Here is a 16,110-nt window from a genome sequence, read left to right as displayed (position 1 = left end):
ATTGCGGCTAATAATAGCCTAGCGGAAGCCATTTGAGAACATTGTCCGCTGTTACACACCTACGGGTTATGGCATTTTTATGTGTCGTTTATACGATTTCATGCCGCGAACGTGTCAATCAAGGTGCTCTTTATGCAGTGTATCGGGGAGTTGATTGATATGCCAATGCTCGCACCCCCAAGCTAAAATCTCGCTTAAAGACCCCTGCTCAATATCGCGAGGTAAACTGAAACCGAGAAAGCGCATCGCGCTCAGTAGTGCTGGTTTTGGGTTATCTAGATCAATCCCTTTAGCGTGATTCTGCTTTGAGAGCTTGTTACCTGTGGCATCGGTAGCCAAAGGCAGGTGAAGATAACTCACTTGCTGCTGCTTTAGAGCTTTATACAGGCTGATTTGGCGGCCTGTTGGCTCAATTAAGTCGGCGCCTCTTACTACTTCTGTTACTCCCTGAGCGATATCATCTAATACCACAGCAAGGTTGTAGGCGAACAAGCCATCGCGACGTTTAATAATAAAGTCTTCTTTGGCGAGTTCGGCTGGAATCGTCATGGTGCCGTGGCGAATGTCTTCAAATGACTCTACAGGGTGATTCATGACTAAGCGCACTGCACGCTCACCATTATCGTCTAGATCGGCATGGCGACAATGACCGTTATAGAAGCCACCGAGCGCTTTTATCTGCTTGCGGGTACACTCGCAGTAGTAGGCTTGCTGTTCAGTAAGCCACTGTTCAATCTGCGCTTGGTAAATTGGATGTCGATGACTCTGGTATATGACTTCGCCATCCCAATGCAACTGGTAAGTCTCTAAAGTTTTTAATATAAGATCGGCTGCTCCCGGCATTTCACGTGGTGGATCAAGATCCTCCATGCGAACTAGCCATTGCCCTTGTTGTGACTTAGCTTGGAAGTAACTGCCGAGTGCAGCCACTAGCGAACCAAAGTGAAGAGGGCCAGAAGGAGAAGGTGCAAAGCGCCCGATATAACTCATAGTGAAAACCTAAGTAATGGTTGTATGGGGAATAAAAGACCAAATAAAAAAGGGAGCGAGTGCTCCCTTTCTTCACATCAACAAGGATTAGCCTTGCATCTGTTTCTCTTTGATTTCTGCAAGTGTTTTACAGTCGATACAAAGATCTGCAGTCGGGCGAGCTTCAAGACGACGAATACCGATTTCGATACCACAAGAGTCACAGAAGCCGAAATCGTCTTCTTCGATCTTGTCTAGTGTCTTCTCAATTTTCTTGATTAGACGACGTTCACGGTCACGGTTACGTAGCTCTAGGCTGAACTCTTCTTCTTGAGAAGCGCGGTCAACTGGGTCTGGGAAATTTGCTGCCTCGTCCTGCATATGGTGAACAGTACGATCAACTTCTTCCCTGAGCTGGTTGCGCCAAGCTTCTAAAATCTTTGTAAAATGAGCCATTTGCTCAGGTGACATGTACTCTTCACCTGGCTTTTCTTGGTATGGTTCAACACCTGCGATTGCTAGGATGCCTAGCGCTTTTTTCTTAGATTCTGGCATACAGCATCTCCTATTTACACCTAGTCAACTGCAAAGCAGCTAATTTTAAGGCGGGTATCTATAGCAGAAAGAACGAATGGTGGCAAACACTCAAATGTAAAGTTGTTATCAATGTGCAGAGTTCCGCACTTTGTGAATCAAGCGATGAATTCAACCGCTTGATTCAATTCCATTTGAGTATTGTTGAGTTCCGCTTTGTAACAGAGAACTTCAACACCAGCGTCTTGTGCTTGTTTTAGTAATAATGAATATTTGGCGTCTATATGGTGTGCCGCTGAGACTTTTTCAATACCTGAATGTAAAACAGTGAATAAAAGTACTGCTCTTTGACCAGATTCTGCCATTTCTGTGAGTTCACGCAGATGCTTCTGACCACGCGTGGTAACAGCATCTGGGAAGTAGCCTTGTCCCTTTTCAACACTTGGGTCATCCGCTAATAGAGTGACGCTTTTCACCTCTATATAGCAATCCGCTTTGGCTTCATCCTCGAGCAAAATGTCTATCCGGCTATTCTCACTGCCATATTTCACTTCGGTACGCAGCGTTTGATAACCTGAAAGTTCAACTATAGCGCCATTTTGAATCGCTTCCACTGCCAATTGGTTAGCGCGGGCAGTGTTCACACAAATTCGATCGCCTTGTGCTGTTTCTGAGATCTCCCAGCTGTTTGGGTATTTTCGCTTTGGGTTGTCAGAGGTCGAGTACCACACGATGTTTCCTGGTTCAGCACAGCCTGTCATTGCGCCAGTGTTCGCACAGTGGATAGTACGTTCACTGCCGTCAGGAAGTTTGATATCTGTTAGGAAACGTTTGTAGCGTTTTATAAGAGTCGCAGACTCTAAAGGAGGATCGAAGTGCATTTTACTTATTTAGAGGGAACTGTTTTTATGTACAATATTGGCAACATTACACCACAAGGTCTTCCCATTGTCACAACTGCCTATTGAAGCTGTGATGCCAGAGTTGCTCTCCGGCGTTCGTTCCCATTCTCAAGTAATCCTCAAAGCGGCCCCTGGTGCTGGCAAATCTACGTTCTTTCCATTACAGCTGGTTAAGTCTCAGGTAGTGAGTGGCAAGATAGTCATGCTGGAACCAAGGCGTCTTGCTGCGCGCAATATTGCCAGTTATTTGGCTGAACAGTTGGGTGAAAAAGTGGGGGAGACGATTGGCTTTAGGGTTCGTGGTGAGAATAAAACCAGCAGTAAAACTCGTTTAGAGATTGTCACTGAGGGGATCATGACGCGCATGATTCAAAGCGACCCGGAGCTCACAGGCGTTGATATGGTGATCTTTGATGAGTTCCATGAACGCAGTATTCATGCTGATACTTCTTTGGCCTTTAGTCTGGAGATCCAAGAAGCGCTCAGGGATGATCTCAAGATAGTGGTGATGTCTGCGACACTCGAACAATCGACGCTACAAGCTCTATTACCAGAGGCTGAATATATTGAATCACAGGGGCGCTCGTTCCCTGTGGAGTATCGTTATCAACCATTGGCGACCAATGATTATTTGCCCGCGAAAATGGCCACAACCATCGAATCTTTGATTGAGAAAGAGCAAGGTTCACTGTTGGCTTTTCTGCCGGGCGTCTCGGCTATCAAGCAAGTTCAAGAACGGTTGCAACATTTGAGCGGCAATGTCGATGTTCTCCCGCTGTATGGTCAGCTCACTTTTGCTCAGCAGCAGCAAGCCATAGCTCCTGCCAAGCGAGGTCAGCGCAAAGTTGTGCTGGCGACCAACATTGCGGAGACCTCATTGACTATTGAAGGGATTCGTTTAGTGGTCGATTCTGGACTTGAGCGTGTGGCGAAGTTTGATTTGAAAACGGGTGTAACAAAGCTTGAGCAGGTCAAAATTTCTCAATCGTCTGCCGAGCAGCGAGCGGGCCGTGCCGGACGTATAGAAGAAGGACTGTGTGTGCGTTTGTACAGTGAAGCTCAGCTGCAACAACAGCCTTTGGTTCCAGTCCCTGAAATTCTTCATTCCGACTTATCTTCGCTACTGGCTGAGCTGGTTCAGTGGGGAGCAGCAACTGCTGATGAGCTGCAATGGCTCGACGTTCCACCTCAAGCTGCTTTGGCACAGGCGAGCAGTTTGTTGCAGCAATTGGGGCTTTTGGATCATAGTAGGCAATTTACTGCGCAAGGTAAGCAAGCGCAGCAACTTGGGTTGGATCCTCGTATTGCGAGCATGCTGATTAAAGCCAAACAGCACAGTAATGAGTTGCTCAATGCGGCGATTGCTGCGGCGGCACTGATTGAAGAACCAGAGCGCAATATCTCTGATCTGCAGCACTCCCTATACCGCCTCAAACAAGGCAAGCACACCAGAAACCGCTATATCTCCCAAAGAGCGCATGCGCTAGCTGCGAAGTTAAAACACAAATTTGACTTGCAGACTGTTGATGAGTCCCACCTGTCTTTGGCATTGTGTTTGGCGTTTCCTGATCGTATCGCACAATCGCGCGGTAAGCAGAATCATCAGTTTTTGCTTGCCAATGGTCATGGTGCTGAGGTGCGCGATGACGATCCTCTTGCTGATAGCAACTACTTAGTAGTGATTGATTTGATGAGAAGTGCGAGTCGCTCTAGTCAAGTATTCTTAGCCACCGCAGTGGATCTAGTGAGTCTAGAAGAGCATTTCCCGGATATGTTTACAGCTCGTGATTATGTTGATTGGGACGATAAACGAGGGTGTCTAGTGGCAGAGCAACGTGTGTGTTTTGGCCAGCTTGTTATTAACAGTAAGGCATTGCCAGAGCCAAATAGTGATCAAATCAGTGATGCTCTACTTAACTACGTAAAGCGCAAAGGCCTGAAAATATTGAACTGGACACCAGCTGCAACACAGCTTCAAGCTCGAATTCTTTGCGCGGCGCAGTGGTTGCCAGAGCATGAGTGGCCTAGAGCTGACGAACAAAGCTTATTGAATCATATAGAGGATTGGCTAACACCGTATCTCAATGGCGTGAAGTCGGCGAAGGGGTTACAAAGTGTCAACCTTGAGCAGGCTTTGATGGCGTATCTGGGGTGGCCGCTCAACCAAGAGATCGACCAATGGTTGCCAACACACTATGTCATGCCAACGGGCAGTAAGAAGGCTATTCGTTATCAAGAAAATGCAGAGCCTGTGATATCGGTTCGAATGCAGGAAGTGTTTGGTGAGCAAGACTCTCCTTTGGTCGCTCAAGGGCGTAAAAAAGTTGTGCTTGAGTTACTCTCCCCAGCACAAAGGCCACTGCAGATCACGCAAGACTTAGCCGGTTTTTGGGCTGGGGCTTACAAAGAAGTTCAGAAAGAGATGAAAGGTCGATACCCTAAACACCCGTGGCCGGATGATCCGGCGAATCATGTTGCGACGACCAAAACCAAACGACAGTTGAATCGATGATGATAAAGATGTTTACACCAAAAAAGGGGCCAGCAAAAAAGGCACCTGTTAAAAAATCACCGGCAACCAAGTCGCCTCAAACCAAAGCAAAACCGAGAAAGCCAAGAGCATCAGCTAAAAAACGAACGACGGGTAAGCGCGGTAAAGCGAATCGTGGTTGGTTGAAGATGCTGTGGGGCTTTGCCTGGAAAGCTGGCCTTGCCGTTGCTGCGATCCTGCTTTTTGTTGGCATCTACCTCGATACCGTGGTGAAACAACGTTTTGAAGGTCAGCTTTTCGAGCTACCGACCGTGGTCTATGCTCGTGTATTCGATTTATCACCGGGCACACCGATTAGCATTCAGCAGGTACGCAATGAGCTTGATGTACTCAACTACCGCAAGGTCAATGCGCCTCGCCATCCAGGTGAGTACTCTTCATCTTCCACTAAGATTGAGTTGATTCGTCGTCCATTTGAATTTGTTGATGGCCCAGAGGCAGACCGTCATGTGATGCTTCACTTCAATGACAATGAGCTCACGCGTATTCAGTCTCTAGAAAAGAAAGGCGATATGGGCTACCTACGTATCGAACCTAAGATGCTGGGGATGCTTGAAAAAAGTAACGATGAACAACGTCTTTTCTTGAAACGTAACCAATTCCCCGAGGTGATGGTTGATGCGTTGCTGGTTACCGAAGACCGAGATTTCTACCAACACGACGGTGTATCGCCATTAGCGATCGCTCGTGCGATGGTCGTCAACGTTAAGGCTGGTCGCACGGTGCAAGGCGGTAGTACCTTGACCCAGCAATTGGCGAAAAACCTATTCCTCTCTAGTGAGCGAACGCTTTGGCGTAAGATTCGTGAAGCCTACATCGCGTTGATTTTGGATTATCGTTACAGCAAGGATGAGATTTTAGAGGCTTACTTGAATGAGGTTTACCTAGGGCAGAACGGTGGTGAAGCGATCCACGGCTTTGGCTTGGCGTCTCGCCTCTATTTTGGACAACCAATCCAAGAGCTGAGAATCGACCAACTGGCATTGCTGGTGGGCATGGTGAAAGGGCCATCTTATTACAACCCTGTGCGCTACCCAGAACGAGCTAAAACACGACGAGACTTGGTGTTACGTCTCATGATGCAGCAAGACATCTTGAGTGCCAGCCAGTACGAGGCCGCAGCCAGTCGAGATCTTGATATTCAAGATAACCCACGTATTGCTAGCCGTCAGCCTGCCTATTTCCAACAAGTGAATGTCGAGTTGAAGAAGTTTGTTGGCGACCGGTTTGAGGCGCAGAAAGGGTTACGAGTGTTTACCTCGCTAGACCCGGTGTCGCAACAAGAGCTTGAACGTTCCATTGCTCGAAAGGTGCCTCAATTGGCTAAAACTGCAGGGGACAAACTTGAGGCCGCGGCGATTGCGGTTGACCGTAACACCGGTGAGATCAGAGCTATGGTCGGTGGCAAGCGTACTGGTTACGATGGCTTTAATCGCGCACTCAATGCTAGCCGCCCGATTGGTTCATTGGTCAAGCCTGCGGTGTACCTGACAGCGCTTCAACAGCCCGACAAATACACGCTTGCGACAACCTTGATGGACACGCCTTTAAGTTTGAAAGGCAGCAAGGGCAGTGTATGGAGCCCAAGAAACTTTGATCGCAAATTCCGTGGTGAAGTGCCTTTATATGTTGCATTGTCAAAATCTTATAACGTGCCTACGGTTCGCTTAGGAATGCAACTTGGCATTGATTCCGTGTCAAATACCATCGAAAAGTTAGGGGTGGATAAAAATGAGATTCGCCCAGTACCATCGATGTTCTTAGGCTCGTTTTCTCTCACGCCGTTCCAAGTCGCACAGATGTACCAGACGATCACTAACTCAGGTAGGAAAGCGCCCCTTTCGGCGTTACGCTCAGTGGTAGACAGCGATGGTGAAGTTCTTTATCAATCAATACCTCGCGTGTCACAAAGTGTTGAGCAACAGGCCGCATGGTTAACGACCTATGCGATGAAACGAGGCGTGTCGGAAGGTACGGGGCGATTCCTACAGAGCCAGTTCGCTTGGGCTGGATTAGCGGGTAAAACGGGTACCAGTAACGACAGCCGCGATAGTTGGTTTGTTGGCGTCGATGGGCGAGAGGTAACCACAATTTGGCTCGGGCGTGATGACAACAAGCCGACCAAGCTGACCGGCTCTAGCGGCGCTCTTCGTGTTTATGCGGATTACCTTAAGCAGCGAGGCCCAGAAGTACTTCGTTTGCCGTGGCCTAATGGTATTGCTACGGCCAATTTCGTGAATACTAACTCTGGAGCACTAGAGTTTAATTGTGACGGCCCGGTGAAGTTACCCGTTTGGGATGAACGTGGCGACATTAAAAAGGGATGTGAAAGCCAACCAAAACAGTGGCTAAAGAAGCTTTTTGAGTGGTAAAGTTGCATAAGAAATAGATGACAAGGATAGAGTTTACATGATGATTTCTCGTTGGCTGCGTCGTGGTTTCGGTGTTGTTGGATTTGTATTTTGTTCACAAGTTTTGGCTGACAATGCGGTTGAGCCTACTGATAAAACGCAAGCTGAACAGAAAACACGACCGAGTATCGCCGTGGTTCTTGCTGGTGGTGGTGCCAAAGGAGCGGCTCACATCGGTGTTTTAAAAGCACTTGAAGAGATGCACATTCCGGTCGACTACGTGACAGGCACTAGTATGGGGGCCTATGTCGGTGGCTTGTATGCGACGGGTATGAGTGCTGATGAGATTGAAAGCTTTATCTATTCTGTTGATTGGAATAAAGGCTATCGCGACCGTGTAAACCGTAGTGATCGACGCGTGCGTGACAAAGAGTATGAAGACCGCTACCAACTGACCACGGATTTAGGTTTAGGTTGGGGGGAAATACGAGCGCCAACGGGTGTGGTACAAGGTCAGAATATGCTGCGTATCCTTCGCGAAACAACGGGTAACTTAGCACCACTTGAGTCCTTTGATGATCTTGCTATTCCTTACCGTTCAGTCGCAACGGATATCATCGAACTCGAAGAAGTGGTGATCGACAAAGGGCAGATCGTTGATGCAATGATGTCGAGTATGTCAGTGCCGGGAGCCTTACCACCATATGAGGTGGATGGGCGCATGTTGGTCGATGGTGGTGTCATCAATAATATGCCTGTAGATGTTGCTCGTGCGATGGGCGCGGATATCGTTATCGCAGTAGATATCAGTACCAACTACAAAGGCGAAGAAGAGTTCACTAACCTTTTTACGGTGGCAGACCAACTTTCTAATTACTTAGTACGTCGTAGCACTCAACAACAAGCGGAAACTTTGACGGAGGAAGATGTCTTTCTTCAGCCTGATGTAGGCCAAATGGAAACCACCGAGTTTGATAAAATGCCGGGTGCATACGAAGCCGGTTATCAAGTCGCGTATCAATTTGAAGAGGATCTTCGCAGCCTTTCAATGAGCACTGCCGAGTACCAATCTTATGTCGAAGCCAAACAGCAAGCACGACGTAAGCTGAAACACGGCGACAAGACGGTAGTGGATGAAGTTGTGATCAACAACAACAGTCACTATTCAGATAAGTTGATTGAAAACCGCCTAAATCTCGAAGAGGGACAGGTGTTAAAAACCAGTCAAATTGAAACCAGTGTGCAAAACCTGTACGCATTGGATCGCTTCGAGCTTATTACCTACGAATTCGACAATGTCGATGGTCAAGATCAACTAATTGTGGATGTGAATGAGAAAGAGTGGGGGCCTAACTACCTCAATTTCCGCTTTTTCTTGGAAGATGACTTTGCCACAGATAGTCAATACTCGATTGGTGTCTCTGCGAACTTTACAGACATCAATCAGCACGGTGCAGAATTAAGAACCAACTTAGAAATGGGGACAGATAAGCGCATTGAGGCTGAGCTGTTTTCTCCGTTTTTCTCACAACAGAAGCTATTTACATCGGCCTCGTTTGTCTATGCGAATCAAAAGCGCAACCTACCGGCCAATATCGACGAAATTGAAGAGCCAACTTTAGATGTAACCCAAGACTTTGTTTCGATGACATACAAAGAGAGCATTGGTGAGTTGGCTTTTGGTTACCAACCGACCTTGTGGCAAGAGTTTAAATTCGGTGGACGATACACCGACGGTGAGGTCGAAGTGTCGTCGCTGCCATCGCTTGGAGGGGGCTCTTACCAGCGAATTGGTGGCTTTATTGGTTATCGTTTAGATACGTTGGATAACTTCAGTCTTCCGACAGAGGGCTATTTTGTTGATTTAGAATACCTCGTCTCTCATGATGAGTTTGATGCGGATTCTGTTATCTCTGATCCTAACCTCGTTCAAGATAGCGATACGGTTTATGAGTTCTCCGCTAACCTCATGGCTGCGCAGAGCTACAAACGCCATACTTTAGTCGCAAAGGTGGATTATGGCATTGTGGAGAGCAAAAACTCGCTGTTCCCAATTGATCCTAAACAGTTAGGTGGTTTCTTAAACTTGTCCGGTATTCCACGCAACAGTTTACTGGGTCAGAACCTTGCGTTCACGAGTTTGGTATACCGTTATAAATGGTTTGAGAATGATTTCGGCCTGTTTGAATCCCCATTCTATCTGGGCGCATCCATTGAACACGGTGGTGTTTGGTCGAACAATGATTTGAAAATTAATGAAGCTCCGTTGTACACAGCAGGTTCGCTATTTGCGGGGGGCGATTCACCGATTGGGCCAATTATTTTGGCGTATGGTATGACAGAAGATAACTACAATTCTGTTTACCTTATTATCGGAACGTCATATAAATAACCATGCGAAAAATAGCGATACTGGTGACTAATTAGGCAAAAATAGTGGGACTTTCGTCTTAACTTGCTATGTTGGTCAAAATGATAAGATTTTAATTAATCGTTAAATTTGCTACTATACCGCCCACAGTTTGGCCTCTCTGATGCCGATCATCAATACAAATTGAATGACGAAAATGGCAATGGAGAGCCAAGTTTCCAAGGATGTTCACCGCTTTATTTTACTAACAATTATGAAGGAAGGTGGTGGACCGCAATGAGAGGAAAAAAGTCGTGCTTGAAGCCTACCGTAAACACGTCGAAGAACGTGCTGCCGAAGGAGTTGTTCCAAAACCACTAAATGCCGAGCAGGTTGCTGGCCTAGTTGAACTTCTAAAGAACCCACCTCAAGGTGAAGAAGAGTTCATTCTTGACCTACTAGAAAATCGCATTCCACCAGGTGTAGATGAAGCTGCTTACGTAAAAGCGGGCTTCTTAACTGCTATCACCAAAGGTGAAGTAGCATCACCACTTGTTAGCAAAGCGAAAGCGGCAGAGCTGCTAGGTACTATGCAAGGTGGTTACAATATCGAGTCGTTGATTTCACTTCTTGATGATGCTGAACTTGCTCCTATTGCTGTTAAAGCGCTATCTCACACGTTACTGATGTTTGATGCTTTCTATGATGTAGAAGAGAAGGCCAAGGCAGGTAATGCTTCAGCACAACAAGTACTTCAATCTTGGGCAGACGCTGATTGGTTTACTTCGAAAGAGAAAGTTGCCGAAAAAATTACAGTAAAAGTATTTAAAGTCACTGGTGAAACGAACACCGATGACCTATCTCCAGCACCTGATGCATGGTCTCGTCCAGACATTCCAGTACACGCAAAAGCGATGCTGAAAATGGAACGTGATGGCATCAACCCTGACCAACCTGGCACTGTAGGTCCAATCGCTCAGATTGAAGAGTTACAAAAAGACGGCATTCAGCTTGCTTACGTCGGTGACGTTGTAGGTACAGGTTCTTCTCGTAAGTCTGCGACCAACTCAGTACTTTGGTTCATGGGTGAAGATATTCCATACGTACCAAACAAGCGTACTGGTGGTGTTTGTCTGGGTGGTAAGATCGCGCCAATCTTCTACAACACAATGGAAGACTCTGGTGCACTACCTATCGAACTCGACGTACAGAACATGAACATGGGCGATATTATTGATATCTTCCCATACGAAGGTGTTGTACGTAAAAACGGTGAAGAGATCTCTAGCTTTGAACTGAGCAAAGTGTTGCTTGATGAAGTTCGTGCTGGTGGTCGTATTCCACTGATCATCGGTCGTGGCCTAACTAGCCGTGCTCGTACATCTCTTGGTCTAGAAGAGACAGATCTATTTGCTAAGCCTGTTGATCCATCTGCATCTGACAAGGGTTACACGCTAGCTCAGAAAATGGTTGGTAAAGCATGTGGTGTTGAAGGCGTTCGCGCAGGTCAATACTGTGAGCCTAAGATGACCACAGTAGGTTCTCAAGATACAACGGGTCCAATGACGCGTGATGAGCTTAAAGACCTTGCGTGTCTGGGCTTCTCTGCTGACCTTGTGATGCAATCTTTCTGTCACACATCGGCTTACCCGAAACCAGTTGACGTTAACACGCACCACACGCTACCTGATTTCATCATGAACCGTGCGGGGGTTTCACTTCGCCCAGGCGATGGTGTTATCCACTCATGGTTAAACCGTATGCTTCTGCCTGATACTGTAGGTACAGGTGGTGACTCGCATACTCGTTTCCCTCTAGGTATCTCATTCCCTGCGGGTTCAGGTCTAGTAGCATTCGCAGCAGCAACAGGTGTAATGCCTCTTGATATGCCAGAATCTATCTTGGTTCGCTTTAAAGGTGAAATGCAACCGGGTATCACACTACGTGACCTAGTACATGCAATCCCGCTTTACGGCATCAAGCAAGGTCTACTAACAGTAGAAAAAGCAGGTAAGATCAACGAATTCTCTGGTCGCGTACTGGAAATCGAAGGTGTTGAGCACCTATCTGTTGAGCAAGCATTCGAGCTTTCTGACGCATCTGCTGAGCGTTCAGCTGCTGGCTGTACTGTTAAGCTATCTCAAGAGTCTATCGAAGAGTACTTGAACTCAAACATTGTTATGCTTAAGTGGATGATCGCTGAAGGCTACGGTGATGTTCGTACTATCGAGCGTCGTATCACGGCAATGGAAGAGTGGTTAGCGAACCCTGAGCTGCTATCTGCAGATTCAGATGCTGAATACGCTCACGTTATCGAGATCGACCTTGCTGATATCGATCAGCCAATCCTATGTGCACCAAATGATCCAGATGATGCTCGTCTTCTTTCTGACGTGCAAGGCACTGAGATTCAAGAAGTGTTCATCGGTTCTTGTATGACGAACATCGGTCACTTCCGTGCTGCAGGTAAGATGCTTGAAGAGTTCAACGGCTCGCTAAGCACTCGTCTATGGGTGGCTCCGCCAACTAAGATGGATAAAGACCAGCTAACAGAAGAAGGCTATTACGGTATCTTCGGCCGTGCTGGGGTTCGTATCGAAACTCCGGGTTGTTCATTGTGTATGGGTAACCAAGCACGTGTTGCTGACAAGTCGACAGTAATGTCTACATCTACTCGTAACTTCCCGAACCGTTTGGGTACAGGTGCGAACGTTTACCTAGCGTCAGCTGAGCTTTCTGCGGTAGGTGCGATTCTAGGTCGTATCCCAACGAAAGAAGAGTACCTAGAGTACGCAGAGAAGATTAATGCAACGGCAGCTGATACTTACCGTTACCTGAACTTCCACAAGATGGGTCAGTACACAGAGAAAGCTGACACGGTTATCTTCCAAGAACCAGCATAATCGCTGACTGATTGATCGAATGATAAAACGCCTTCTACTATGTAGAGGGCGTTTTTTTATGCCGTTTGGTAGCTGAACGTTGCTCGATCTCCGCATAACTTCACTATATACTCTCGCCTCATTTTTAACCCTGTCTGCAGTTACTGCGTGGAGCTACGATGGAATTCGAATTTACAAGAAACACTTTGATGGGCGAGTACTACGTAAAGTGCAGCATGGGACACGAGATCGTAGGACGTTGGCTTCAAGAAGAGATTGGCAAAGATAAAACCAAAATTGACCAAGTGCTAGCGCTGATCGAATCCTCACGCACTAACTTTAGCAATGAGCTTTCAATGTTCGGCAAAGAGATCACACTCTCGATAAATGAAGATGAAGTGACAATTCAAGAGAACGTTCTTGGCCATGACTATGAAATGGAAGAGGGCAGCGAGTTCGACTTTTACAATAGTGAAAGTTTATCGGTATGTGGTATTGATGATTTTGAGTTGTTGATGGAGCGCTGGGTAGATTTCTTAGGGTTGTAGAATACCCATTTGAGCGCATTGCCCAAATATAGAGCAATTTGTTACCAACGCATTAAGATAGTGAAAAGGCCGCACCATTATGGTGCGGCCTTTTTCGTTATTGGAAATGTTTAAAGTTAAAATTGTTAAATATCAATGATTTAACTTTTTGGCACGCTACTTGGATTATAGAAAGAGTATTAACGGACTAAGTAAGAAATCTAAGGAACGATTATGAAACTCATCAATGCCATAGTGAAACCATTCAAATTAGACGATGTAAGAGAAGCACTATCTGATGTCGGTATCGAAGGTATGACAGTATCAGAAGTTAAAGGTTTTGGTCGTCAAAAAGGCCACACGGAACTGTACCGTGGTGCGGAATATCAAGTTGATTTCCTTCCAAAAGTAAAACTAGAAATTGCCACTCAAGCAGAAAACGTAGATCGCGTTGTGGAAGCAATTAGCCAAGCTGCTCATACCGGAAAAATTGGTGACGGTAAGATTTTTGTGTACGACCTGAGCCAAGCGGTACGTATCCGTACTGGCGAAATGGACGCAGAAGCACTTTAAGAATTCAAGGACTGGAGAATTTAATATGGAACTTTTAACAACAGTAACGGAATTACGTTACGCACTAGACACTTTTTTCTTCCTCATTTCAGGTGCGTTAGTAATGTGGATGGCGGCAGGCTTTGCAATGCTTGAGGCTGGTCTTGTACGTTCAAAGAACACCACAGAAATCCTAACTAAAAACATTTGTCTGTATGCGATTGCATGTACAACGTACCTAGTTGTTGGTTACAACATCATGTATGTCGACAACGGTGAAGGCGGTTGGCTGCCATCTTTTGGTGCACTGATTGGTACGCAAGGTGAAGGTGCGGATCACTCTCTAGAGTCTGACTTCTTCTTCCAAGTAGTATTCGTTGCAACAGCAATGTCAGTAGTATCTGGTGCAGTTGCTGAGCGTATGAAGCTATGGTCATTCCTAATCTTCTCTGTCGTTCTAACAGCGTTCATCTACCCAATGGAAGGTTACTGGACATGGGGCGGAGGTTTCTTATCTGAAGCTGGCTTTAGTGACTTCGCAGGTTCAGGTATCGTACACATGGCAGGTGCAGCTGCGGCTCTGGCTGGCGTACTTCTGCTAGGTGCTCGTAAAGGTAAATACGGTAAAAACGGTGAAATCTACCCAATTCCTGGTTCAAACATGCCACTAGCAACATTAGGTACCTTCATCCTATGGTTCGGTTGGTTCGGCTTCAACGGCGGTTCTCAGCTAATGGTATCGGACTTTGAAAACGCGACAGCAGTCGGTCAAATCTTCCTAAACACAAACGCAGCAGCAGCAGCGGGTGCAATCGCAGCACTACTAGTGTGTAAGACAACTTGGGGTAAAGCAGACCTAACAATGGTATTGAACGGTGCGCTGGCTGGCCTAGTGGCAATCACAGCAGACCCACTATCTCCATCACCTCTATTCGCAGTGGCTATCGGTTCTGTTTCTGGTGCACTAGTGGTATTCAGCATCATCGCTCTAGACAAAGCTAAGATTGATGACCCAGTAGGTGCTATCTCAGTACACGGTGTATGTGGTTTCTTCGGTCTGATGGCTGTGCCACTAAGCAACGCTGATGCAACATTTGGTGCTCAACTATTCGGTGCTGCAGTTATCTTTGCTTGGGTATTTGGTGCAAGTCTAGCGGTATGGGCTGTGCTTAAAGCGACAATCGGTATCCGTGTAAGCGAAGACGAAGAGCTAGAAGGTATGGACATGCACGATTGTGGTGTTGGTGCTTACCCAGAGTTCGTATCTGTGAAGTAACATTTACAAAGATTTACATTTAACCTACTTGAAACCTGCTCGGATGAGCAGGTTTTTTTGTTCTTTATCATTGTTTTCTAAATTATGATGAATATAATAACGCAACTGATAAACGTTATCATTACGAAGTTAAAGGACTGAACCAATGAAAAAACTGCTAACTCTTTCTGCTCTAGCTTGTGCAACTATCGCACCTACAGCTGCAATCGCGGCAGAAGAAGTAAACGTATACTCTTACCGTCAACCTTTCCTAGTTGAGCCAATGTTTAATGAGTTCACGAAAGAAACTGGTATTAAAGTAAACGTTAAGTTCGCGAAGAAAGGTCTAGCAGAGAAGCTAGCTCAAGAAGGCGAGTACAGCCCAGCTGACGTTATCCTAACTGTAGATATCAGCCGTCTATCTGAGCTAACTAAACAAGGTCTAGTTCAATCTGTTGAGAGCGACGTACTAGAGAAAAACATCCCAGCTCAGTACCAAGATACTGACAACGAGTGGTTTGCTCTTACAACTCGTACACGTAGCGTTTACTCTTCTCGTGACCGCGTTGGTCGTCTAGGTGACGATTTCACATACGCAGATCTAGCGAAGCCAGAATTCAAAGGTAAGATTTGTACTCGTAGCGGTAAGCACCCATACAACGTTTCTCTAGTATCTTCTATGATTGCTCATAAAGGTGAAGCAGAAACTAAAGAGTGGCTAGAAGGCGTTAAAGCAAACCTAGCTCGTAAGCCTCAAGGTAACGACCGTGCACAAGTTAAAGCTATCAAAGAAGGTCTATGTGACGTTTCTCTTGGTAACAGCTACTACCTAGGTAAGATGGTTAACGATAAAGAGCAAAAAGCATGGGCTGACGCTGTTTACATTAACTTCCCGAACCAAGAGACAACTGGTACTCACGTAAACATCTCTGGTATGGCAATGGCGAAATACTCTCCAAACAAAGAGAACGCTGTTAAGCTTATGGAATTCCTAGCGGGTAACACTGCTCAAGGCATGTACGCTGAAGTGAACTACGAATACCCAGTTAAAGCAGATGTTAAACCATCTGAGCTTGTAGGCTCTTGGGGTGAGTTCAAAGCGGATACAATCTCTCTAGACGAGATTGCTAACCACCACGAAGCAGCAATCAAGCTTCTAGATGAAGTTAAATTCGACCTTTAATTTCATTAATGTAGGTTTCGGCCTAGATTGATTAACAACCTCAAGTTCCTACTT

11 protein-coding genes are annotated in these 16,110 nt (G+C 46.2%); 8 read left to right on the top strand and 3 right to left on the bottom strand.

The features are described from left to right. Positions 1 to 114: 114 nt before the first annotated feature. The 3 genes from gluQRS to sfsA all read right to left on the bottom strand — a co-directional run bounded on the left by gluQRS (position 115) and on the right by sfsA (position 2,384). The gene (gene gluQRS, locus L1D60_RS11425) at positions 115 to 990 is read right to left on the bottom strand and encodes a tRNA glutamyl-Q(34) synthetase GluQRS (RefSeq protein WP_239841192.1); all 876 of its coding nucleotides are present in this window, start codon (positions 988 to 990) and stop codon (positions 115 to 117) included. Positions 991 to 1,077: 87 nt separating this feature from the next. Further along, a complete protein-coding gene (gene dksA, locus L1D60_RS11420; protein WP_032551504.1) occupies positions 1,078 to 1,524 on the bottom strand; it encodes an RNA polymerase-binding protein DksA in 447 nt (148 codons plus the stop codon). 137 nt (positions 1,525 to 1,661) lie between these two features. Then, positions 1,662 to 2,384, bottom strand: coding sequence for a DNA/RNA nuclease SfsA (gene sfsA, locus L1D60_RS11415; protein WP_239841191.1), 723 nt, complete (start codon positions 2,382 to 2,384; stop codon positions 1,662 to 1,664). A gap of 34 nt (positions 2,385 to 2,418) precedes the next feature. Here sfsA and hrpB point away from each other — a divergent pair, with 34 nt between their 5' ends. From hrpB to L1D60_RS11375, 8 genes are all read left to right on the top strand, one after another. Further along, positions 2,419 to 4,917 carry an ATP-dependent helicase HrpB gene (gene hrpB, locus L1D60_RS11410; protein ID WP_345772869.1) on the top strand — a complete coding sequence of 833 codons (2,499 nt, stop codon included), beginning with the start codon at positions 2,419 to 2,421 and terminating at the stop codon, positions 4,915 to 4,917. Continuing rightward, complete coding sequence (mrcB, locus tag L1D60_RS11405) at positions 4,914 to 7,328, top strand: penicillin-binding protein 1B (RefSeq protein ID WP_239841190.1); 2,415 nt, start codon at positions 4,914 to 4,916, stop codon at positions 7,326 to 7,328. Before hrpB ends, mrcB begins: the two co-directional genes overlap by 4 nt. Before the next feature lie 40 nt (positions 7,329 to 7,368). After that, entirely contained in the window at positions 7,369 to 9,699 is a 2,331-nt protein-coding gene (locus L1D60_RS11400; RefSeq protein ID WP_239841292.1) for a patatin-like phospholipase family protein, read from the top strand. A 272-nt stretch (positions 9,700 to 9,971) separates the two neighbouring features. Next, the gene (acnB, locus tag L1D60_RS11395) at positions 9,972 to 12,560 is read left to right on the top strand and encodes a bifunctional aconitate hydratase 2/2-methylisocitrate dehydratase (protein WP_239841189.1); all 2,589 of its coding nucleotides are present in this window, start codon (positions 9,972 to 9,974) and stop codon (positions 12,558 to 12,560) included. Between the two features lie 158 nt (positions 12,561 to 12,718). After that, complete coding sequence (locus L1D60_RS11390) at positions 12,719 to 13,087, top strand: YacL family protein (protein ID WP_239841188.1); 369 nt, start codon at positions 12,719 to 12,721, stop codon at positions 13,085 to 13,087. 213 nt (positions 13,088 to 13,300) lie between these two features. After that, a complete protein-coding gene (glnK, locus tag L1D60_RS11385; protein ID WP_004738200.1) occupies positions 13,301 to 13,639 on the top strand; it encodes a P-II family nitrogen regulator in 339 nt (112 codons plus the stop codon). A gap of 25 nt (positions 13,640 to 13,664) precedes the next feature. Then, positions 13,665 to 14,894: an ammonium transporter gene (locus L1D60_RS11380; RefSeq protein WP_239841187.1), complete on the top strand. Its 1,230-nt coding sequence runs from the start codon at positions 13,665 to 13,667 to the stop codon at positions 14,892 to 14,894. A gap of 145 nt (positions 14,895 to 15,039) precedes the next feature. Further along, positions 15,040 to 16,056, top strand: coding sequence for a Fe(3+) ABC transporter substrate-binding protein (locus tag L1D60_RS11375; protein WP_239841186.1), 1,017 nt, complete (start codon positions 15,040 to 15,042; stop codon positions 16,054 to 16,056). Positions 16,057 to 16,110 lie beyond the last annotated feature (54 nt).

Origin of the sequence: Vibrio sp. Isolate30 (assembly GCF_022397975.1) — a bacterium.
In the GTDB taxonomy this organism is placed as follows: domain Bacteria; phylum Pseudomonadota; class Gammaproteobacteria; order Enterobacterales; family Vibrionaceae; genus Vibrio; species Vibrio fortis.
This window is presented reverse-complemented; position numbering and strand designations above follow the sequence as displayed.